The organism is Paenibacillus sp. BGI2013 (assembly GCF_002843485.1).
GTDB classification, from domain to species: Bacteria; Bacillota; Bacilli; order Paenibacillales; family Paenibacillaceae; genus Paenibacillus; species Paenibacillus amylolyticus.
Window position 1 is genome coordinate 199845 of sequence record NZ_PJFA01000008.1, and the last position, 15573, is coordinate 215417.

Genomic DNA, 15573 nt, shown 5'->3' on the forward strand with positions numbered 1-15573 from the left:
GCAAAAAAATTGACGCATCTTCAGTAAATAGGCGTGTCAATTTTTTTGCGTAAACATTTTTCGTTTCCATTATGAAGACTTCAGGACTGTTCTGTTGTAAGTTGATGATCACCCTTTATAGAACTGGTTATACATTCATTGGGCAAGACTCCTATTTTATTAATTTCACCAATTTTCCATTCTTTCGTAAAGGAAATTAGTTGTCCCTCTTCATAATTACTGAAAGACACTTTAGTAGATCTTCTTTCATGCCCGACCCATGGATAATCTTGCTCAATAATATCCGTTGGTAGGGGATGGATTGAAATCCTATGAAATTCACCTTTGATGATAACGCCACACTCGATAACTTTCTCCATTTTTTACCCTCCTTCTTAAAAGATAAAATACCATTTGTACAGCTCATATAAAAATATCTAGGCTGAGTAATACACATACAAGCTTTGCCTAAATCAAGTTCTACAACAATATTGTTTCATTTCTGATCACATTTTTATTCAACATTATTCTTCGTATCAAATAATGTGATTTTATTTATTCATTAAGTAGAACTTGGATCAGTACCTACTGAGACATATTCTTCAATTCGTAGTAATAAAACTCAATCGGAAGCTTGGATTACAATCATTTATTCTTTAATATTCAGTACTTGTTAATATAATCAAGACCTCTAATACATATCCTTTGCTACCCCATATTATCGAATAACTACAGCTTTTCAAATAAGAAGTGTGTCTAATGCTCATTCATTTGTTGCGGCACCTTCCCACCTTCTCCTTAAAAACCATTGCTTGCAAGCAGTGTATAAAATCAGGAAATTAATCGGATATTAATATCAAATAATTTCTAATTTGGAGGGGAAAATGACAAAGCCTGTAGCTGTATTAATTATTCATGGACTGGGCATGCAAAAGGAAAACTTTGCAGAGCCTTTTATCCATTCATTAAGAGAATCGTTTAAACAAAATAATACTCTGGAGTTCACTCAAGAGGCACTCGTCATAAAACCCGTTTATTGGGCTCAAATATTTGAGGGGAGAGAAGAAGAATTAAAGTGTAAGTTATTCCATGGTCACGACTTACATTTTGAAAAGCTAAGACATTTTATGTTTCACTATCTGGCCGATGCCGTGGCCTACCAACCCCTGGAGGTTAATGATCATAATTACATGGCGGTGCATGACACGATCAGTACGGCTCTTCATGAGTTATCTGAGGAGGCAGGTTATGATGCTCCTCTTTGTGTAATATCTCACAGCCTAGGTACCGTAATCGCAAGTAATTACTTCTACGACAGACAGAATTCAGCACAGTGGAAGCCAAAAATAATCAATGCTGATTCAGCGCTTGAACGTGGAGACACCTTAAGCTTATTTTATTCCTGTGGAACAACACTGCCTTTATGGAGCTTACGTTATAAAGATTTTGATAAACCTATTCAAGTTCCTAGTCCTACATTTGCGAGTTCTCAACCTGATTTTGCGGGAGAATGGGTGAATTTTTTTGACAATGATGACATCCTGGGTTATCCCCTCAGACCCGTCCATCAAGCCTATGAAAAAGTAGTTAGTGAAGACATCCAGATGAACGTAGGCAATTGGAAAAGTTACTGGAATCCGCTTAGCCATAATGGATATTTCTCAAGCCAACACGTAATTAATCGTATAGTTCAAGGTTTGACAAAAACTTGGGAAACCGTAAACAAGAATGGTTGAGCATGAACCTTAAGCAACTTTAACAACAATCACTCTGATTTGTATAACAGGAATAGTTCTCAGCTTATGCACGGACAAAGGAGATTAATTAATGGCATACAATTTGAATGAGATTGTTCAAATCAAAAGAGAGATCGAAAAAGAATGGAGCAAAAAGTTAAATGTGAACAATATTGATATCGGATTAAAGTATGTAGGTGGGAAGTTAACCGATCGGATAGCAATTCGCGTGTATGTGGATAAGAAAGAGAACGTATCGCCTAAAGATGAAATACCCAGTTCTGTATCTGGTATTCCTACTGATGTAATAGAGAAAATCGAAACATTCGAGCTTCGTGTTTTAGAAATGTCAGAGGAACAGACAAGAATATCGGAGATGGGTCAGCGGTTTGATCCCTTATGTGGTGGGATACAAATTGGGCCTTGTCGAAAGGTAAATGGGAATTCGATTAGAGGTACGTTAGGAGCCATTGTTCAAACGCAGGAAGGTAAGCTTTGCGCATTAAGCAATTTCCATGTTCTTTGTGTTGATACGGATTGGAAAATTGAAGATGCTGTCGCACAGCCCGTAGATATTGCTGGGTGTCCTACAAATATGGCTGGCAATCTTCTTAGTGGGACTCTTTACGGAAAGTTTGGTAAGACTGAACGAGTAGTAGACGCTGCAATAGCAGAAATAAAGGATCGAAATGTTACCTCAAACATTCCTGGAATTGGGAAAATAACGGGTTTCGCTTCACCAGAAATTGGATCACGCGTTCGTAAAGTGGGCATGGTTACAGGGTTGACATATGGAAAAGTGGAAGGCGGGCTAGAGAACATGAGCGTTATTCCCTATGGTCATGGTATCGGAGATGTTACGTTTAAAAACTCTATTCGAATCACAGCAGACAAAGATCATAATGAGATTTTTTCCCAAAATGGGGATTCAGGCGCCATTATCGTGAACGAGCATAACCAGGCAGTCGGCCTTTTGTTTGCTGGAACGACAGACAATTCTATAACTTTGGCCAATGATATCCAGGAAGTGAAACAAACCTTTCAGATCACGATGTATGGTGGTGACGAGTGATGGGGGCATTAAACAAAGTTAGTGAGAAGAGCGGGGTCCTTATTTACGGATCAGAGAGTAAATCCGTGGGATATTTAATGGAATGGACAGAAACGGAAAAAGAAGCACCTCCTTCACTAACCTTCCCCGAAGCTTGTTTTAGCCACCAAGGGTACATGATCTTTGTTACCGATAGTTTCGAACAACTCGACGCTAAATCAGTGGAAGTGCTTACTTTTCTTAAAAACCAGCTTAACATGGATCAAGGTTATGTATGGATAAGTGATCTTGAAAAACTTTCTACAGAAACAGTGACTTGGTTTGTAGCGAACCAACGTACCGGAGACATTCAAAGGAACGCTGTTGTTCCGATCGGGTACGAGTGGAATCTTTCTGTCTCAGCAGGGGTAGAAATACGACTGGATCATGCAGAAGAACCTGAGCAAGCAGAGCTGGTTTTTCACTCTGGGCCAATATCCTTTACGGGAGAATCATCTTTGCAATCTTCGACTATTCAGCAAATCAGGATTCCATTGGTAGGGGAGTGGTCAGGTTGTGTCTTAATTGATAATCTTTCCATTAGAGCAGAGTCTCTGATCTTAGATCTCGGGGTTGGATTCCGATTTGTTTCCCCAAATGTTTCTTCGGACACTGGTCATCAATTTGTTCATTATCCACTTGTGGCCTATGACCAAAATACAGACGTACTTATGCATGCATGTATCGATCCGATTTCGGCACTTTCACCTACAGATGATAGAGGTTTTGTTGAACCAAAGATCAAAACTTTCTTTGCTGTGTCAAAAATGAATGCAAAAGGGTTTACACAGCAGCTTAAGAGCTATCTAGTTACTACGAACGGCGAACCCATATGGTTAGAGCCCAGCGATTCGGATACCATGTTTGCGGAACATCAGCCTAGATTTGTGTTTCACAGTGGACCAGATAAAGAACCTTTTTTAAGTCCGGCTGGTGACTTTCAGCTTTCCTTAAAGAACAATTCTTCATCTGATACTCCAGTAGAGCTGGTCTGTGGATTATCCGGATTAGAGTACCTTATTGTTCCACAGGGGGGAAGTTTGCGCTTTAAGCCCTTTATGCCTGCATACGCTTTTCATTATGATCCAACTGAAACAGATAGTCACGATGACTCCACTCTTAAACAGGAGAATCTGTTAGTAGCGGATTTCACCACGTCCTGGCTCAGCATAGCACCTGTAGAAGGTGAAATCGATACTTCAAATCAATACGTTTCTCAACCAACAGGATCTGTATTGTATGGGAATTCATCGACTGAGAACCAAGAGATGAATTTGTTAAACTACAAGCCCACCCCTGTACTTTTAGGTAATCATAATGATCATGCATTTCCATTGGTTCCCTATGGCGGCATGAATTTTGAACAACACGAAAACAGTAAAGAAGAACTACTTCGATTTGAACAACATATTCTCTCACCAGCGAGACGATACTTTTTGTCGACATTGTTAATTCGAAATGATGCTGAAAATCCTCCTCCGGAGGAATATCAGGCGACAACTCCAAACGGCCTACTTATACGGTTGAACGGCAGCCGATTTGAGAAAGTCTTGTTGACTAAATCCAAGGACACGGAGTTTTGTTTTGAACGCCCTGATGAGCATCTACAGCAAGCGTTGCAGACCAATCAATTGTTCCTGGTTGCCACAACCGATGTTCACCTCGGCAAACCAAAGGATCAGGCTGGAGAAGGCCCAGTATTCAACAATATTATCGATATTGGTGGCTGGAAGTTTGATATTAACGTGGACAATAGCACGCTGGATGACGTGGGGTACCAAAACGTTCTGATTATGAAATCACGCGTTGGTCCTGGACAAACGCTATCCGAGTTGGTCAAGCAACCAAAAACATGGACCCAGCCCCAACATTTTATTCAATCTACGTACGAAGGGGTCGATGTTACAGAATCGGGTGATATTCCAGCATTGTCTCAATGGTTAAACGAGTATTTTATTGATGCTGCTGCAGAAGAGGCTGTGGATTCTACACTTTCGCATTTTAATCAAATCGTTCACGATCCGAATTGGACAGGTGTGATTATTCTGCGTCCAACTATAAAAGCTTTTCCGGATGAGATATCAAATCTAAAAAATTTGATTGTTTCGAATAATAACACTCCAGATCCTCAGATCAAAGTTTACGGACATCATATAGGATTCGAAACCATGGTATCAGAGGGACTTATACCTGCTCTAGAAAGCCGCATTTTTGGTTTAATTCGATATCAGGACGACAAATATAATCCAAGTACTCCTCAAACTCCAGTGCAATTGGATGAAGAATGTGATTTTAGACTGCTTCATTTACGATTGGTTATTAGGGAGAGCAAAATAAAGGATTTTTCGTGTAAAGGGCAATTGACGATGAAAAATTGGTTTACACAAAATGTCCTTGGTACTGGTGAAAGAGATATGCCATCATCAGGGCGAGCGCATGCCATACTTCTAGAGGGATATCAGCAACGCGTAAAGGGTAAGGGAGAACATCCAATCTGTGTATTGGAATCAACCGGTCCAGTAACTTTTTATATGCGGGAAAAAGGAAGTGTGCTTAAAAATGTGACCGTAGAAAAGGTCACATATGAATCAGTTGATCAAGAGGCCCGCTTAAGTGTGTCTGGAAATATAGGGTTTAACCAAATTAAATTGCGTGGAGGAAGCCCTTTTGATCTGTGGACCTTTGGTAAAGATGGGCTTCAGTTCTCTCAATTGATTATCCAGAAACGAGATCAAGCCTGGAACGTAAATCTCGAACAAGCTTCCTTTAAGCCAACGGCTCCAGTGGAATCCCATGAAGATCGCAGTTTGTTTGACAGTTTGTCCATGGAGCTTATTGGATTCTTGCCTAACAAACAAGGCTCTATCTCAGATTTGGGATTCATCCGAGTGACTACGACATCAGATTTTTTTGATGTTGGGCTTGATGAGCGTTTATGGAATGGCCTGAAGTTCAGGCTTCAGGCAGGAACGGCAGGTAAATTAAGTGACAATAAACTGTTGGAAGCAGAGTTGTTGCTTGCCTGGGGAGCAGGTAAAGATAATCAACCAGATCGGTATGAGACAACCGTAGGTTTAAAGCTTGGCGGGAGCAAACCACAGTTTCAAATACAAAATGTACTATCTCTCCAGTTTGAGGATCTTGTCTTGAATTATATACACGAACACAAACGTTTTGAACTCACACTCAGTGATGCATATATACGGTTTTTGGGCCTTCGCTTACCACCAACAGGCAGCATGGCTCTTAAATGGTTTGGCAGTGGAGAGCAAAACCAACCCATTGGATGGTTTGCGAAATACCAATAACATCGAAGAAAGGGGATCACATGAGTCATTTTACACAATTGGTGGAGCAGTGGAAATCTTTTGATGGAGAAACGGTGGATATCGAAAAGGAATTATTTAATGTACCTGAAATCGCCTCCTTGCTACGTCCGTATTCACCGTATATACAATGGACTGCGTTTAATACAGTAGTGGAGATAAACCCAAGTATTCTTACTGTAAAGGGTAGCATCAAGGCGTTTGGAGATGTGGATAGTACATTTTCCGTTTCAATAGAAGAAACCCAAAACGAACAACTCTCAATTATTTTCAACTTAAATACTGTAGAAGAAATGACGTTTAGAATAGGTGGGATATCGTGGCTTCTATTCAAAAACGGACTTATTCATATCACAGGAAGCCAAAGTGGAGATCCAACGCCACAAGGATCTATTTCTTTTCAAATATTAGTCGGCTCTACTTGGGTGATGCTGCAAGTCCCTAGTCTTGAAGCAGGAAACAAACGAATATTTCAGTCAATTCAGTCCTTTCCTATTTCTGCTTTGCGTAATTTGGAACCGGTATATGGTGCAGGTAGATTCGCTCATAAGCTTCCTTTTACCACAGGAGATGCTGAGGTGACACTTGAATTTGATGAACAACAAAAACAAGTGCTTAGTGTATCAGTTAAGTTAAATACAGGAAGCTTTATCCTTGCGGACAGAGTGAACGTGGCAAACGGAAACTTGAATCTAAGCGTTCATCGACGGGATGCAGGAATAGAGCGAAATCTCCAATTCAACACTACGTTGTCTACCGTCTCAGGTGCATCTCTTGAGATGACGTGGCGTTATGAAGATGAACAAGGTCTTTGGAAAATTAGACAGTCAGACCAAAAATCTTGTCCCGTTAATGAGTTGTTTGCGACCATCATGCCAAGTATTTCTAGCCCGATTTTGGAACCGGTTATAATATCTGGATTTGAATTAGATGTGCAGCTAGGAAATCCAACCCCTATCATGAAGGGCAGTGCACACATATCTTCAGAAATCAGCGTTGGAGGCTTAAACGTCCAATTCACTTCATTAAAGCTGGGTAGTGAACAGGGACATCTTCAACTGAGTTTGGCTGGTACCATAACAGTAGATAATAATATGAGAATAGATATCCAATACACATTTGAGGATGGGACATGGGAATTATGTGGATCAATAGATGATTGGGAAGAAATATCTCCAGTCAATCAAATTCAAATGAGCCCTGCCAACATTTGTTGGTCAAATGATTCATGGAATCTAACAGCCTCAGCTCAATGGAATCTCTGGGAGTTAACTGTACAAGCTGAGTTGAACATGCATTACGACTTGAGTAAGGAACAATTTACGGGAAGCTTGTGTGGTGTGGCCGATTTCAATGGATTCGCTATTGGAGTTTGTCATGATGGAGAAAAATTAACTGCTACATGGAACGGAATATCTGTGGATTATCAGCCGGGTATGGAAAAAATCATCTTTCCGCTTCATGAAGGTTTCACACTTGGGGATCTAGTAGAGGAAGGGATTTACTGGGTAAAAGGTACCCGCCTTGGCTTGTCCAGTCCATGGGATATGATGAATGATTGGAAACTTCCAAATTTAAATTTAGAGTTCAGTCTAAATAGCGAAAATAGAGGAGTTACGCTCTCTATTCCTGTACAAAATACGCTGAAATTTCTTTCCGAAATAAAAGGGCTGTTTTTCCGTTTCGATCCGAGATTAGAAGGAAATAAGAGGCTGGAATTTACAGTTCAATTATTTGGTGGAAAAGATATGACATGGTATCCAGCGGACCCTTCCACTACCCCTGTTCCTAACTTAAAACAAGGAGTACTGAACCTTGAATATTTGGGGCTTGGACAGCATGTGCTTCCCCAGGGACAAGTAGGACGAATCGAATCAATAACTCAAGCTGTGGATCTCATGAAAAGTTCAGACATGCAAACAGTCCAATATGATGCAGGAACTGGCTGGATTGTGGCATCCCAATTAAGTCTTTTAGGATCCATTAATCTGAGTTTTGTATTCAGTGACCCTAAATTATATGGTTTAAAAGTTCAAGTTGCTAAAAACTCAAATCAGTACTTTAAAGGATTAGATTTTGAAATCCTTTATCAAAAAGTGACCAAAGAAATCGGTTTATACCAAGCAGAAATTACGCTTCCGGATATACTTCGATATCTTGAGTTTGGAGCATACTCCCTTACACTCCCATCCTTCGGTATTGGAATCTATACAAACGGGGATTTTCGAATTGATATTGGGTTTCCTAGAAATATGGACTTCTCTAGATCCTGTACTATCCAGACGATTGTTCCTCCCGGAATCCCCTTCATTGGATCGGCTGGGTTTTACATTAACAAGTTGTCTGAACATACGTCCACCCGCTTACCAGAAATACAAAATGGACACTTCAGTACTGTTATGGAGTTCGGCTTCGGGATGCGAATGGGACTTGGCAAGGAGATTAGAAAAGGTCCGTTGACTGCTGGATTCAGTGTAACTGTGATAGGCATTCTTGAAGGAGTACTTGCTCATTGGCATGCAGAAAGTGGAGGGAAAGAAGATTATTACTATTGGTTGCAAGGTATAGCAGGCATACAAGGAAGGCTCTATGGGGATGTAGACTTATCTCTTGTTAAAGCCTCGGTGGATGTAATCGTTACTGTTGCCACGATGCTCACGTATGAGGCATACCGCAATCTTGAGATAGCACTTGTTGCAGAAGTAGATATAAATATGAAAATTAAAATCGGCCGAAAGCCATTCCGAATCAGTATGAATGTCTCTTACTCGTCCAGTATCAAAGAGCAATTCACCATTGAGATGAAAAAGAAAGCTCCTTGGGATATTCAAGTACAACGCGAGGTGTTGGAAGAAGGGGAACAGAGTATAGAACCGATCATGTTTTTCTGGGACAACCTGGTTACAGATGCACCTAGCCCGCTAACATTGTACATGACTCCTGTGCTTACACTTTCTCCTAATCAAAACTCGCCATCAGGGTTAGCAAACGCTGTCGTCTTGCAATTCTCAGTGGAGTCCGTTGCAGCTGTCACGGTAAACGAAGAAACAGAAAAGCCAATGACACACTTTGAACAATTAAGTTGCCGCACCATACAATGGTTACTCGCAGCATCGACGGGTTCAACAAAAGGCATATCCGTAAGTTCATTTTCTGAAGAAGAAAGCTTCATAGTTAACCGCGATGTACTTCGTCGATTGAAAAAGATGTCCGATAACAATACATTAGTCATTCCCTTAGAACAACTACACAAATTTCTAATGTCTCATTGGACCATAACCGTTCGCCCAAGTAAAGATCAATGCACGCCTCCTGGTTCGGAACCAACTACAGAAGAAACCTGCATTGAAACAGCGTTTTTTCCGATTCTGCCCGGATTGGAGATTTCTTTCGAAGAAAAGATCGGTGATGTAAAGGAGAACAAATTGAAATACCGAATGGACGAAGTAGCTAAAGCTTCTCCACAATATTTACGGGAATTAGCCAGTCACTTTAAAGATTCAACTGTAGAAACAGAGATCTCTGCCCACCGTGACAATCAGACTCATTCTGCACCGATAGACATGAATGAGCAGTCTGTTGCTGATTTCGTCCTTAATGATTATTTTGTAACCATTGCTCGACAGATGATCCAGGCTTCATTAGATGCACTAGATCATTATCAGTATCCTGTAGTGGATAACACTAAAATGACAGAAATAGCTTTTTTTATTGAAACAGGGACAAAGGCTATCTCTTCTGGGCCGGGACCAACTGAAGACAAACTGGCGAATATCATAGAATATTTGTTTGAGCAGAATAAGACTATCCCTTTACGGGTTGGCCTAGAACTCGGTTTAGAAGGAGTAAAATACTCTCTTCCGCCGGATGAAAAATGGGAGAATATCGTTAACCTTTTCAACTTTAATGATGTGCTTACCTTTGTACTAAAAGTGTTGGAGATAAAAGAAAACATGTCTAAAGTTGGACTATTTAAGGCAGGGACTATAGAGAATGCTGATTCTACGAAATTACCTCTTAATATTGAATCGGAGGATAGCCCAAACGATGTTTTGAGAAAAGCGGGTCTAACCTCCATGAGTGAAATTGTGACTAACTATCCGCAGATCATGCTACAGGAATCCATTGAGATTATGATCCCACCATTCTTATATAGTGTGAAGGATCAGGACACATTACAAATGTTATCTCAACAATTCAATTTGTCATACATGCAACTGGCAAGACAAACCTCTATACAACAAGCTGATAAACTTTTCAATGTCTCCGCTTTAGAAATTGGACCATTAAAGAAGTTAGAGTTTTTTGAAATGTTTAAACATATCAGAAAACACCAAGCTCTGCTCCAATTATCTGGCATGGTATCACGCAGTTTCTTACATGGAATGAGGCTGAGTGCTGGTGAGGGTTTACGCGTTCTTAAACACTTAGAGAATCAATCGAGCTATGGGTTATTTGAGCTCACTGGACAACAGGTGGAGCTAGAGGATATGGGATCGCCGGAAGGATGGATTATCTCGTTGGATAACAAAAGCGAATCGGGTGGATGGAACACGATCATCATTGAAGAGGAAGTGGATTTTGCGTGAGTGTTATGAAAATCAATCTACAAAGAAATGACGTTCTTCAAATAGATGAAAAAGCAGACCTTAAATTTATTGAAGAGTCTGTTATTCAATTGGAGATTCCCTCGGTAACTGTGCCTTATCGATATTTACCGAATCATTCGACCGCTTTAGAATTAACCGATGCACAGATCAATGCTATGGGGCTCAAAGGCCCTGTTCGGATCTGGAAGTTGTCCGAGTCCATGACAATACCAAAGATTTCAGATGATAAGGGCAACAATTCTGTTTCTCTTCAACCGCAGCTCATTGTCAAATCTGCTCTACAATCAGAGGGAGGGTTACAAGAGAAGCAAATTATGCATGCAGAAGAGGAAGTAGGAGAAAGTAGTTCAGTATGGAGAGCTGGAACTCAGTTGAGGCTAAGGCTAAAAAGATCTAGTACAACTGCACCTGCATTCCAAAATAAGGTATACTCACTGATTGGTGTAAACGAGGCAGATGTCGTTCTATTGGAGAGACTTCTACAGTTAGGACGTACTAACTTGAATAGTCTAGGATTGCAGGTCAGATTACTTTATTTTAATAAAACACAAGATGTACTGCAGACCGTAGGAGAAAACCCTCACATGTTTATTATGCAGGAGAATCTCAGTACCATAACTCACCCTTCTGCTAGCCTAGAACCATTCTCTGCGCTTCAGGAAAGTGGATTGATCCCTGATGCACATCTTTTCTTCAGTAAATTATGGGAGGGAAGTATTACTCGTTCAGGAGGATATCGTTTGTACTTTTTCGATGAGAAAGAACAACGCGGTTTACCGGATGAGGTTTTTAATGTGAAAGGTGAATTAGAGGCTGTCCTCATGATCATGTTCTCCGACAAAAAAGTAGAATCATACCTGAATTGCTTGATAACCGGAGGACTTGATCCAGCGAGTCCTACGAACTCGGTTTATGCGGAGTGGGAACGAGAACATTTAAGTATCGATGTTAATGATCCTAATGAGAATTTAGAAAGGTATATACAAGAACATGGCGTTGATCCAGCAGAATTTGCTGATGCGAATGCAGATCTTCCTTTGAATGGTGAGCAAGAACTACATGTTGAAGAAGCTATTGTCATGATCAAACCTGGATTAATATCGCTCTCTGACTTGGCTAATTTTTATAACGTAGATGCAAAAGAGATAACAAGATTAAATCCGGATATGAATTGGGTTAAGCCAGAGGTAGGTATGTGTATCCGTATGCCACATATGCTGGCTCAAGTTAAACGAGGCGAGACATTGCGGCAAATAGCTGCTAAGTATCATGTACCAATGGTGTCTCTTGTTTTAGCCAACCAAACGACGTTATTTAAGTTGCTACGTGAAGTGCTCAATAAAGTCAAACTTCTGTCTGGTCCTGTGTATCGGATTCCAGTTCTTCCTGAAGGAACTGTTGAATTAAAGGCAGAACGTCTAGCCCCACCAGAGGATGCAACTCCAATGGACGGAAAAGATGATTTCCAAGAACTGTTTCAATTGCTTGGCTATAACGTTGTAAAGAATGAAAACTTTCGGGAGTATGTTCCGACTTTGCCTTTGCCGCCTAAACCAGTACAAGTGGATGCTAATGGCGAAGTTTCATCGGTAGAGGAGACTCCTGTAAAGGAGGTGAAATGGAAATATAATAAAGCCATTCCATTTCATAAATATTTAATGAACCAGGATGCTAATTCTTTTGATTCTGATTCTAAATACCGTGGTGTCGGTTCCATATTTCAAATACGCCATTGTTGGATGGACATCTTTGGCAATCAATTATTTCAGGGCAAGAAAGAGAAAGATGTAACAAAGGATATTTTACCCATATCCATTGGATTTACAGATGAAATGCTCGGACCCAACCGTTGGCCCATGATTACGAATGAATATGAAATCTTACTTGCAGGTACAAAACCGGTACTTCAGGTTCGGTTTATTTGTGATTTGAGCTATTTAGCTAATAAACCAACAAAGAAAGAAGAAGCAGATCAGGCCAGAGGACAAGGAAAAACATTGCTACGGGCAGCAAACCAGCTTATGTTCACCGTGAAAAGAATGCCTGAATTGAGTTGCACAGTCAAAACGAGTTTAATGCCCCTTGAATCGTTTGACATAAAGGATGTCCCTAGTTTAGGGGGATTTCTGAAACTTGCAGCAGAATTACTATACGCTTGGGCAGACGGGAAACAAACGCTGGATAATGAAAAGGACATGGATAAACTAAAAAAACCGTTTACCTTAGATATTCCTATTGACCCCGATAAATTAAATCCATTGGATATCTTTGAGTTGAATGTCCTCTTTGAAATTACACGGGAGAAGTCATTCGTCGCACCAGTCTTTCGTTCCATGGAGTCTGTTTGGAGAAGTAGTACTCGCATTTTGCCGATCAGAGATAAGGCACTTGATGAGAAAGACCATGAGTCTGCGCGTCTTGAAACTTCTTTTCTACGATTTGCTTCCAATTTGGAGAAATCATTAGAGCAAAATCAGCAGTACTTTTACCGTACAGCAATCGGCCTAGATCGTAAAAAATGGTTGGAGCACTCCACAGAGGTGCCAATCTGGATTGTTCGAATGGCTAAGACAGACGCCACGGATGTATCTGGACTAAAGTTATTAATTGAACGAGAAAATGCAACTAATATAGTGCCAACAATTTATGCTCCTAGCCCTTTAATTAACGAGGACCTCGAGCTTCCTTATCGCAAAAAATTTAATGCTGATGGTACAGAAATTCTTGAAGCACAAGATTTAGGACGAATTCGCACGAAAGATATGGAAGCGTACGCTCAATTCTTCTTAAATACGTTTGAACAGATTCTTTCCTCCGAAGCTATTCCGGCATTCGAAATGTTGGAAAGTCAGCCTACTGACATGAGATATACGGAACAATTATTGATGTTTAAGAGAGAAATAGCAAAAGCACTTTCCAATCAATTGATTGATGTATATAAAGGGGCACCAGAATCGGATTTAGATGCACTATCATCTGCACGAGAGACATATCGGCAGCAAATGCTCCATTCCTTGCAAAAAACGTATTTAACCGATGCAATCGCGCAGTTTCATACCATTTCACGAGGTAATTTAAAGTCAAATGATGAAGATACGAGCCGCCTTTACGGTACGTTTTTGGTGGATGGAAATACTCTACCTGCTGGTATTACTTTGCCGCCAAGTAAAGTCGACATTAAGCAATATGGGGTTGCCCATCAAGTGCGTTCCTTCCTAAATATGGCTTTTGTAGGAACTAAAGAAGATCCGGCAGCAATCACAACTTCGCCTTTTATAAAAGTTAATGCCCAGTATTGGCCAACACATATCGAGCATCAGATCGACACAATACCAGATATTGAGGGCTATGAAGCTTCTTCTTGGCTTTATTTCATTCTGCCTGACAAGGATCAGGGCAAGGATTCTCCACTTACGAGATCGCTGGGTGCCTTTGATGTCCCTTTACCATTAAGGAGCTACCCAGAAATACCTGCTTTAAAGACCCAAGGTATGGAGGATCCACTGGTGGACCAAACGTCTTTTACCTCTCCACTAAATTCTCATTTGCTTTGGAATTACACTCTAACTTATAGCAGAACTCGGCATATGCCTCAAGATCGAGTGCATGTGAGAGTGATTTTTAAAGAGATGCCATCCTTTGAGACACAAGCGGATGAGGAAGGAGTCCATTTATGTGGGGCGTTACTGGAATATCAAGATTATTACAACAGCATTAAAAAGCAGTTGAAGCAAGTAGAAGAACTCTCTTCTTTAGTTGGTGATCAACAAGTAATGGTTAAAGATATGGCTGAAAAACTGTGTAGTATTGTTGGATACGTTAAAGAAAATTGGGTAAGATGGCAGGACTATAAAGCAAGTCTTCCATCTGCAATTGATGAGAATGAACCCAAACTGGACACTTTAGGAAATCACGAATATCGCTTCTATTTGGAGGAATACGATAACAACGGGTTATTAGAAGTAGCTTTAACTGAAACTTCTCCCAATCCATCTAGTTTTGTACCTATCGTCAGTATTGATGGCTATGACACAGAGTCTGTTTCCAAATTCCCCCTAACGAGTGGAACAAGCCACCGTTTTATTTTCAGGTTCCGTAATCGCTTTGCGAATGATTCATGGCTTCAATCTGATCAAGGTCTACAAATCTCAAAGAGATTGGTGACATTAAAAGGATTAAATATTATTACCGAATCGAGTGCTCGTGCACATGTGCTAATTTCTAGAAATGAGGAATTAATCAAGGACAAGCCACTCGCCCTGACCTTTGTTTATCGAACAGAAGAGCACCGGTTTGAAAGGGCGTATCTTCCTTCGCTTAGAAGGGACTATCCAATTCCTATGACTGAAATTGGTGGAGCACCAGTGTCATTAACAACGCTGCTCGAACGCTTCATTACTTCTTTATTTAAGGGTGAAAAGGATTCTAATCAGCTTCATTTACAACTAGAATGCTTCTATTCTTATGAGCTGGAAAATCGTATTTTCTCCATATCTCTGCCCATGTTCCTTATGCCAAGAAAAAACTTTCCTGTGACTTCGGATATTTTAGATCAGATATCCAAACACGTTGAGGAATTTTTTGTAGTCCGCAATCCTGAACGAAGAGGAGGAAAGCTTCATTTTGATTTTACGGTTTTGATTAATGACAGTCAGCAGAACACGAGTGGAGGAGAAGTTGGTAAACCGGTTACACTTTTGAGACTAACAGACGTAGTACTTGACCTCACTCAAATAGCGTTAATTTAAGAAGGAACATGTATAGAGGTATTAAAAATGACCTCCCCCACAATATCTGTAAAACATATGGTTTACTAAAATTGTGGGGGGAGG

The 15573-nt window shown here is 40.4% G+C and carries 6 protein-coding genes; 5 read left to right on the top strand and 1 reads right to left on the bottom strand.

What is annotated here, in order from left to right:
• Positions 1-80 precede the first annotated feature (80 nt).
• Positions 81-359: a hypothetical protein gene (locus CXK86_RS20265; protein WP_101314402.1), complete on the bottom strand. Its 279-nt coding sequence runs from the start codon at positions 357-359 to the stop codon at positions 81-83.
• Positions 360-863: 504 nt separating this feature from the next.
• On the opposite strand from CXK86_RS20265, the gene CXK86_RS20270 reads away from it, so the two are divergent.
• The 5 genes from CXK86_RS20270 to CXK86_RS20290 all read left to right on the top strand — a co-directional run bounded on the left by CXK86_RS20270 (position 864) and on the right by CXK86_RS20290 (position 15489).
• The gene (locus CXK86_RS20270; RefSeq protein ID WP_101314403.1) at positions 864-1715 is read left to right on the top strand and encodes a chemotaxis protein; all 852 of its coding nucleotides are present in this window, start codon (positions 864-866) and stop codon (positions 1713-1715) included.
• Between the two features lie 91 nt (positions 1716-1806).
• The gene (locus CXK86_RS20275) at positions 1807-2787 is read left to right on the top strand and encodes a chymotrypsin family serine protease (protein WP_101314404.1); all 981 of its coding nucleotides are present in this window, start codon (positions 1807-1809) and stop codon (positions 2785-2787) included.
• Complete coding sequence (locus tag CXK86_RS20280) at positions 2787-6113, top strand: hypothetical protein (RefSeq protein ID WP_101314405.1); 3327 nt, start codon at positions 2787-2789, stop codon at positions 6111-6113. The genes CXK86_RS20275 and CXK86_RS20280 overlap by 1 nt, the downstream gene beginning before the upstream one ends.
• A gap of 20 nt (positions 6114-6133) precedes the next feature.
• Complete coding sequence (locus tag CXK86_RS20285; protein ID WP_144029817.1) at positions 6134-10720, top strand: hypothetical protein; 4587 nt, start codon at positions 6134-6136, stop codon at positions 10718-10720.
• A gap of 5 nt (positions 10721-10725) precedes the next feature.
• Complete coding sequence (locus tag CXK86_RS20290) at positions 10726-15489, top strand: LysM peptidoglycan-binding domain-containing protein (RefSeq protein ID WP_180361816.1); 4764 nt, start codon at positions 10726-10728, stop codon at positions 15487-15489.
• The last annotated feature ends 84 nt before the right edge of the window (positions 15490-15573 follow it).

Bases quoted from the DNA above. Each gene is read 5' to 3' on its own strand.
- CXK86_RS20265 (WP_101314402.1), bottom strand. From the start codon at position 359: ATGGAGAAAGTTATCGAGTGTGGCGTTATCATCAAAGGTGAATTTCAT.
- CXK86_RS20270 (WP_101314403.1), top strand. From the start codon at position 864: ATGACAAAGCCTGTAGCTGTATTAATTATTCATGGACTGGGCATGCAA.
- CXK86_RS20280 (WP_101314405.1), top strand. From the start codon at position 2,787: ATGGGGGCATTAAACAAAGTTAGTGAGAAGAGCGGGGTCCTTATTTAC.
- CXK86_RS20285 (WP_144029817.1), top strand. From the start codon at position 6,134: ATGAGTCATTTTACACAATTGGTGGAGCAGTGGAAATCTTTTGATGGA.
- CXK86_RS20275 (WP_101314404.1), top strand. From the start codon at position 1,807: ATGGCATACAATTTGAATGAGATTGTTCAAATCAAAAGAGAGATCGAA.
- CXK86_RS20290 (WP_180361816.1), top strand. From the start codon at position 10,726: ATGAAAATCAATCTACAAAGAAATGACGTTCTTCAAATAGATGAAAAA.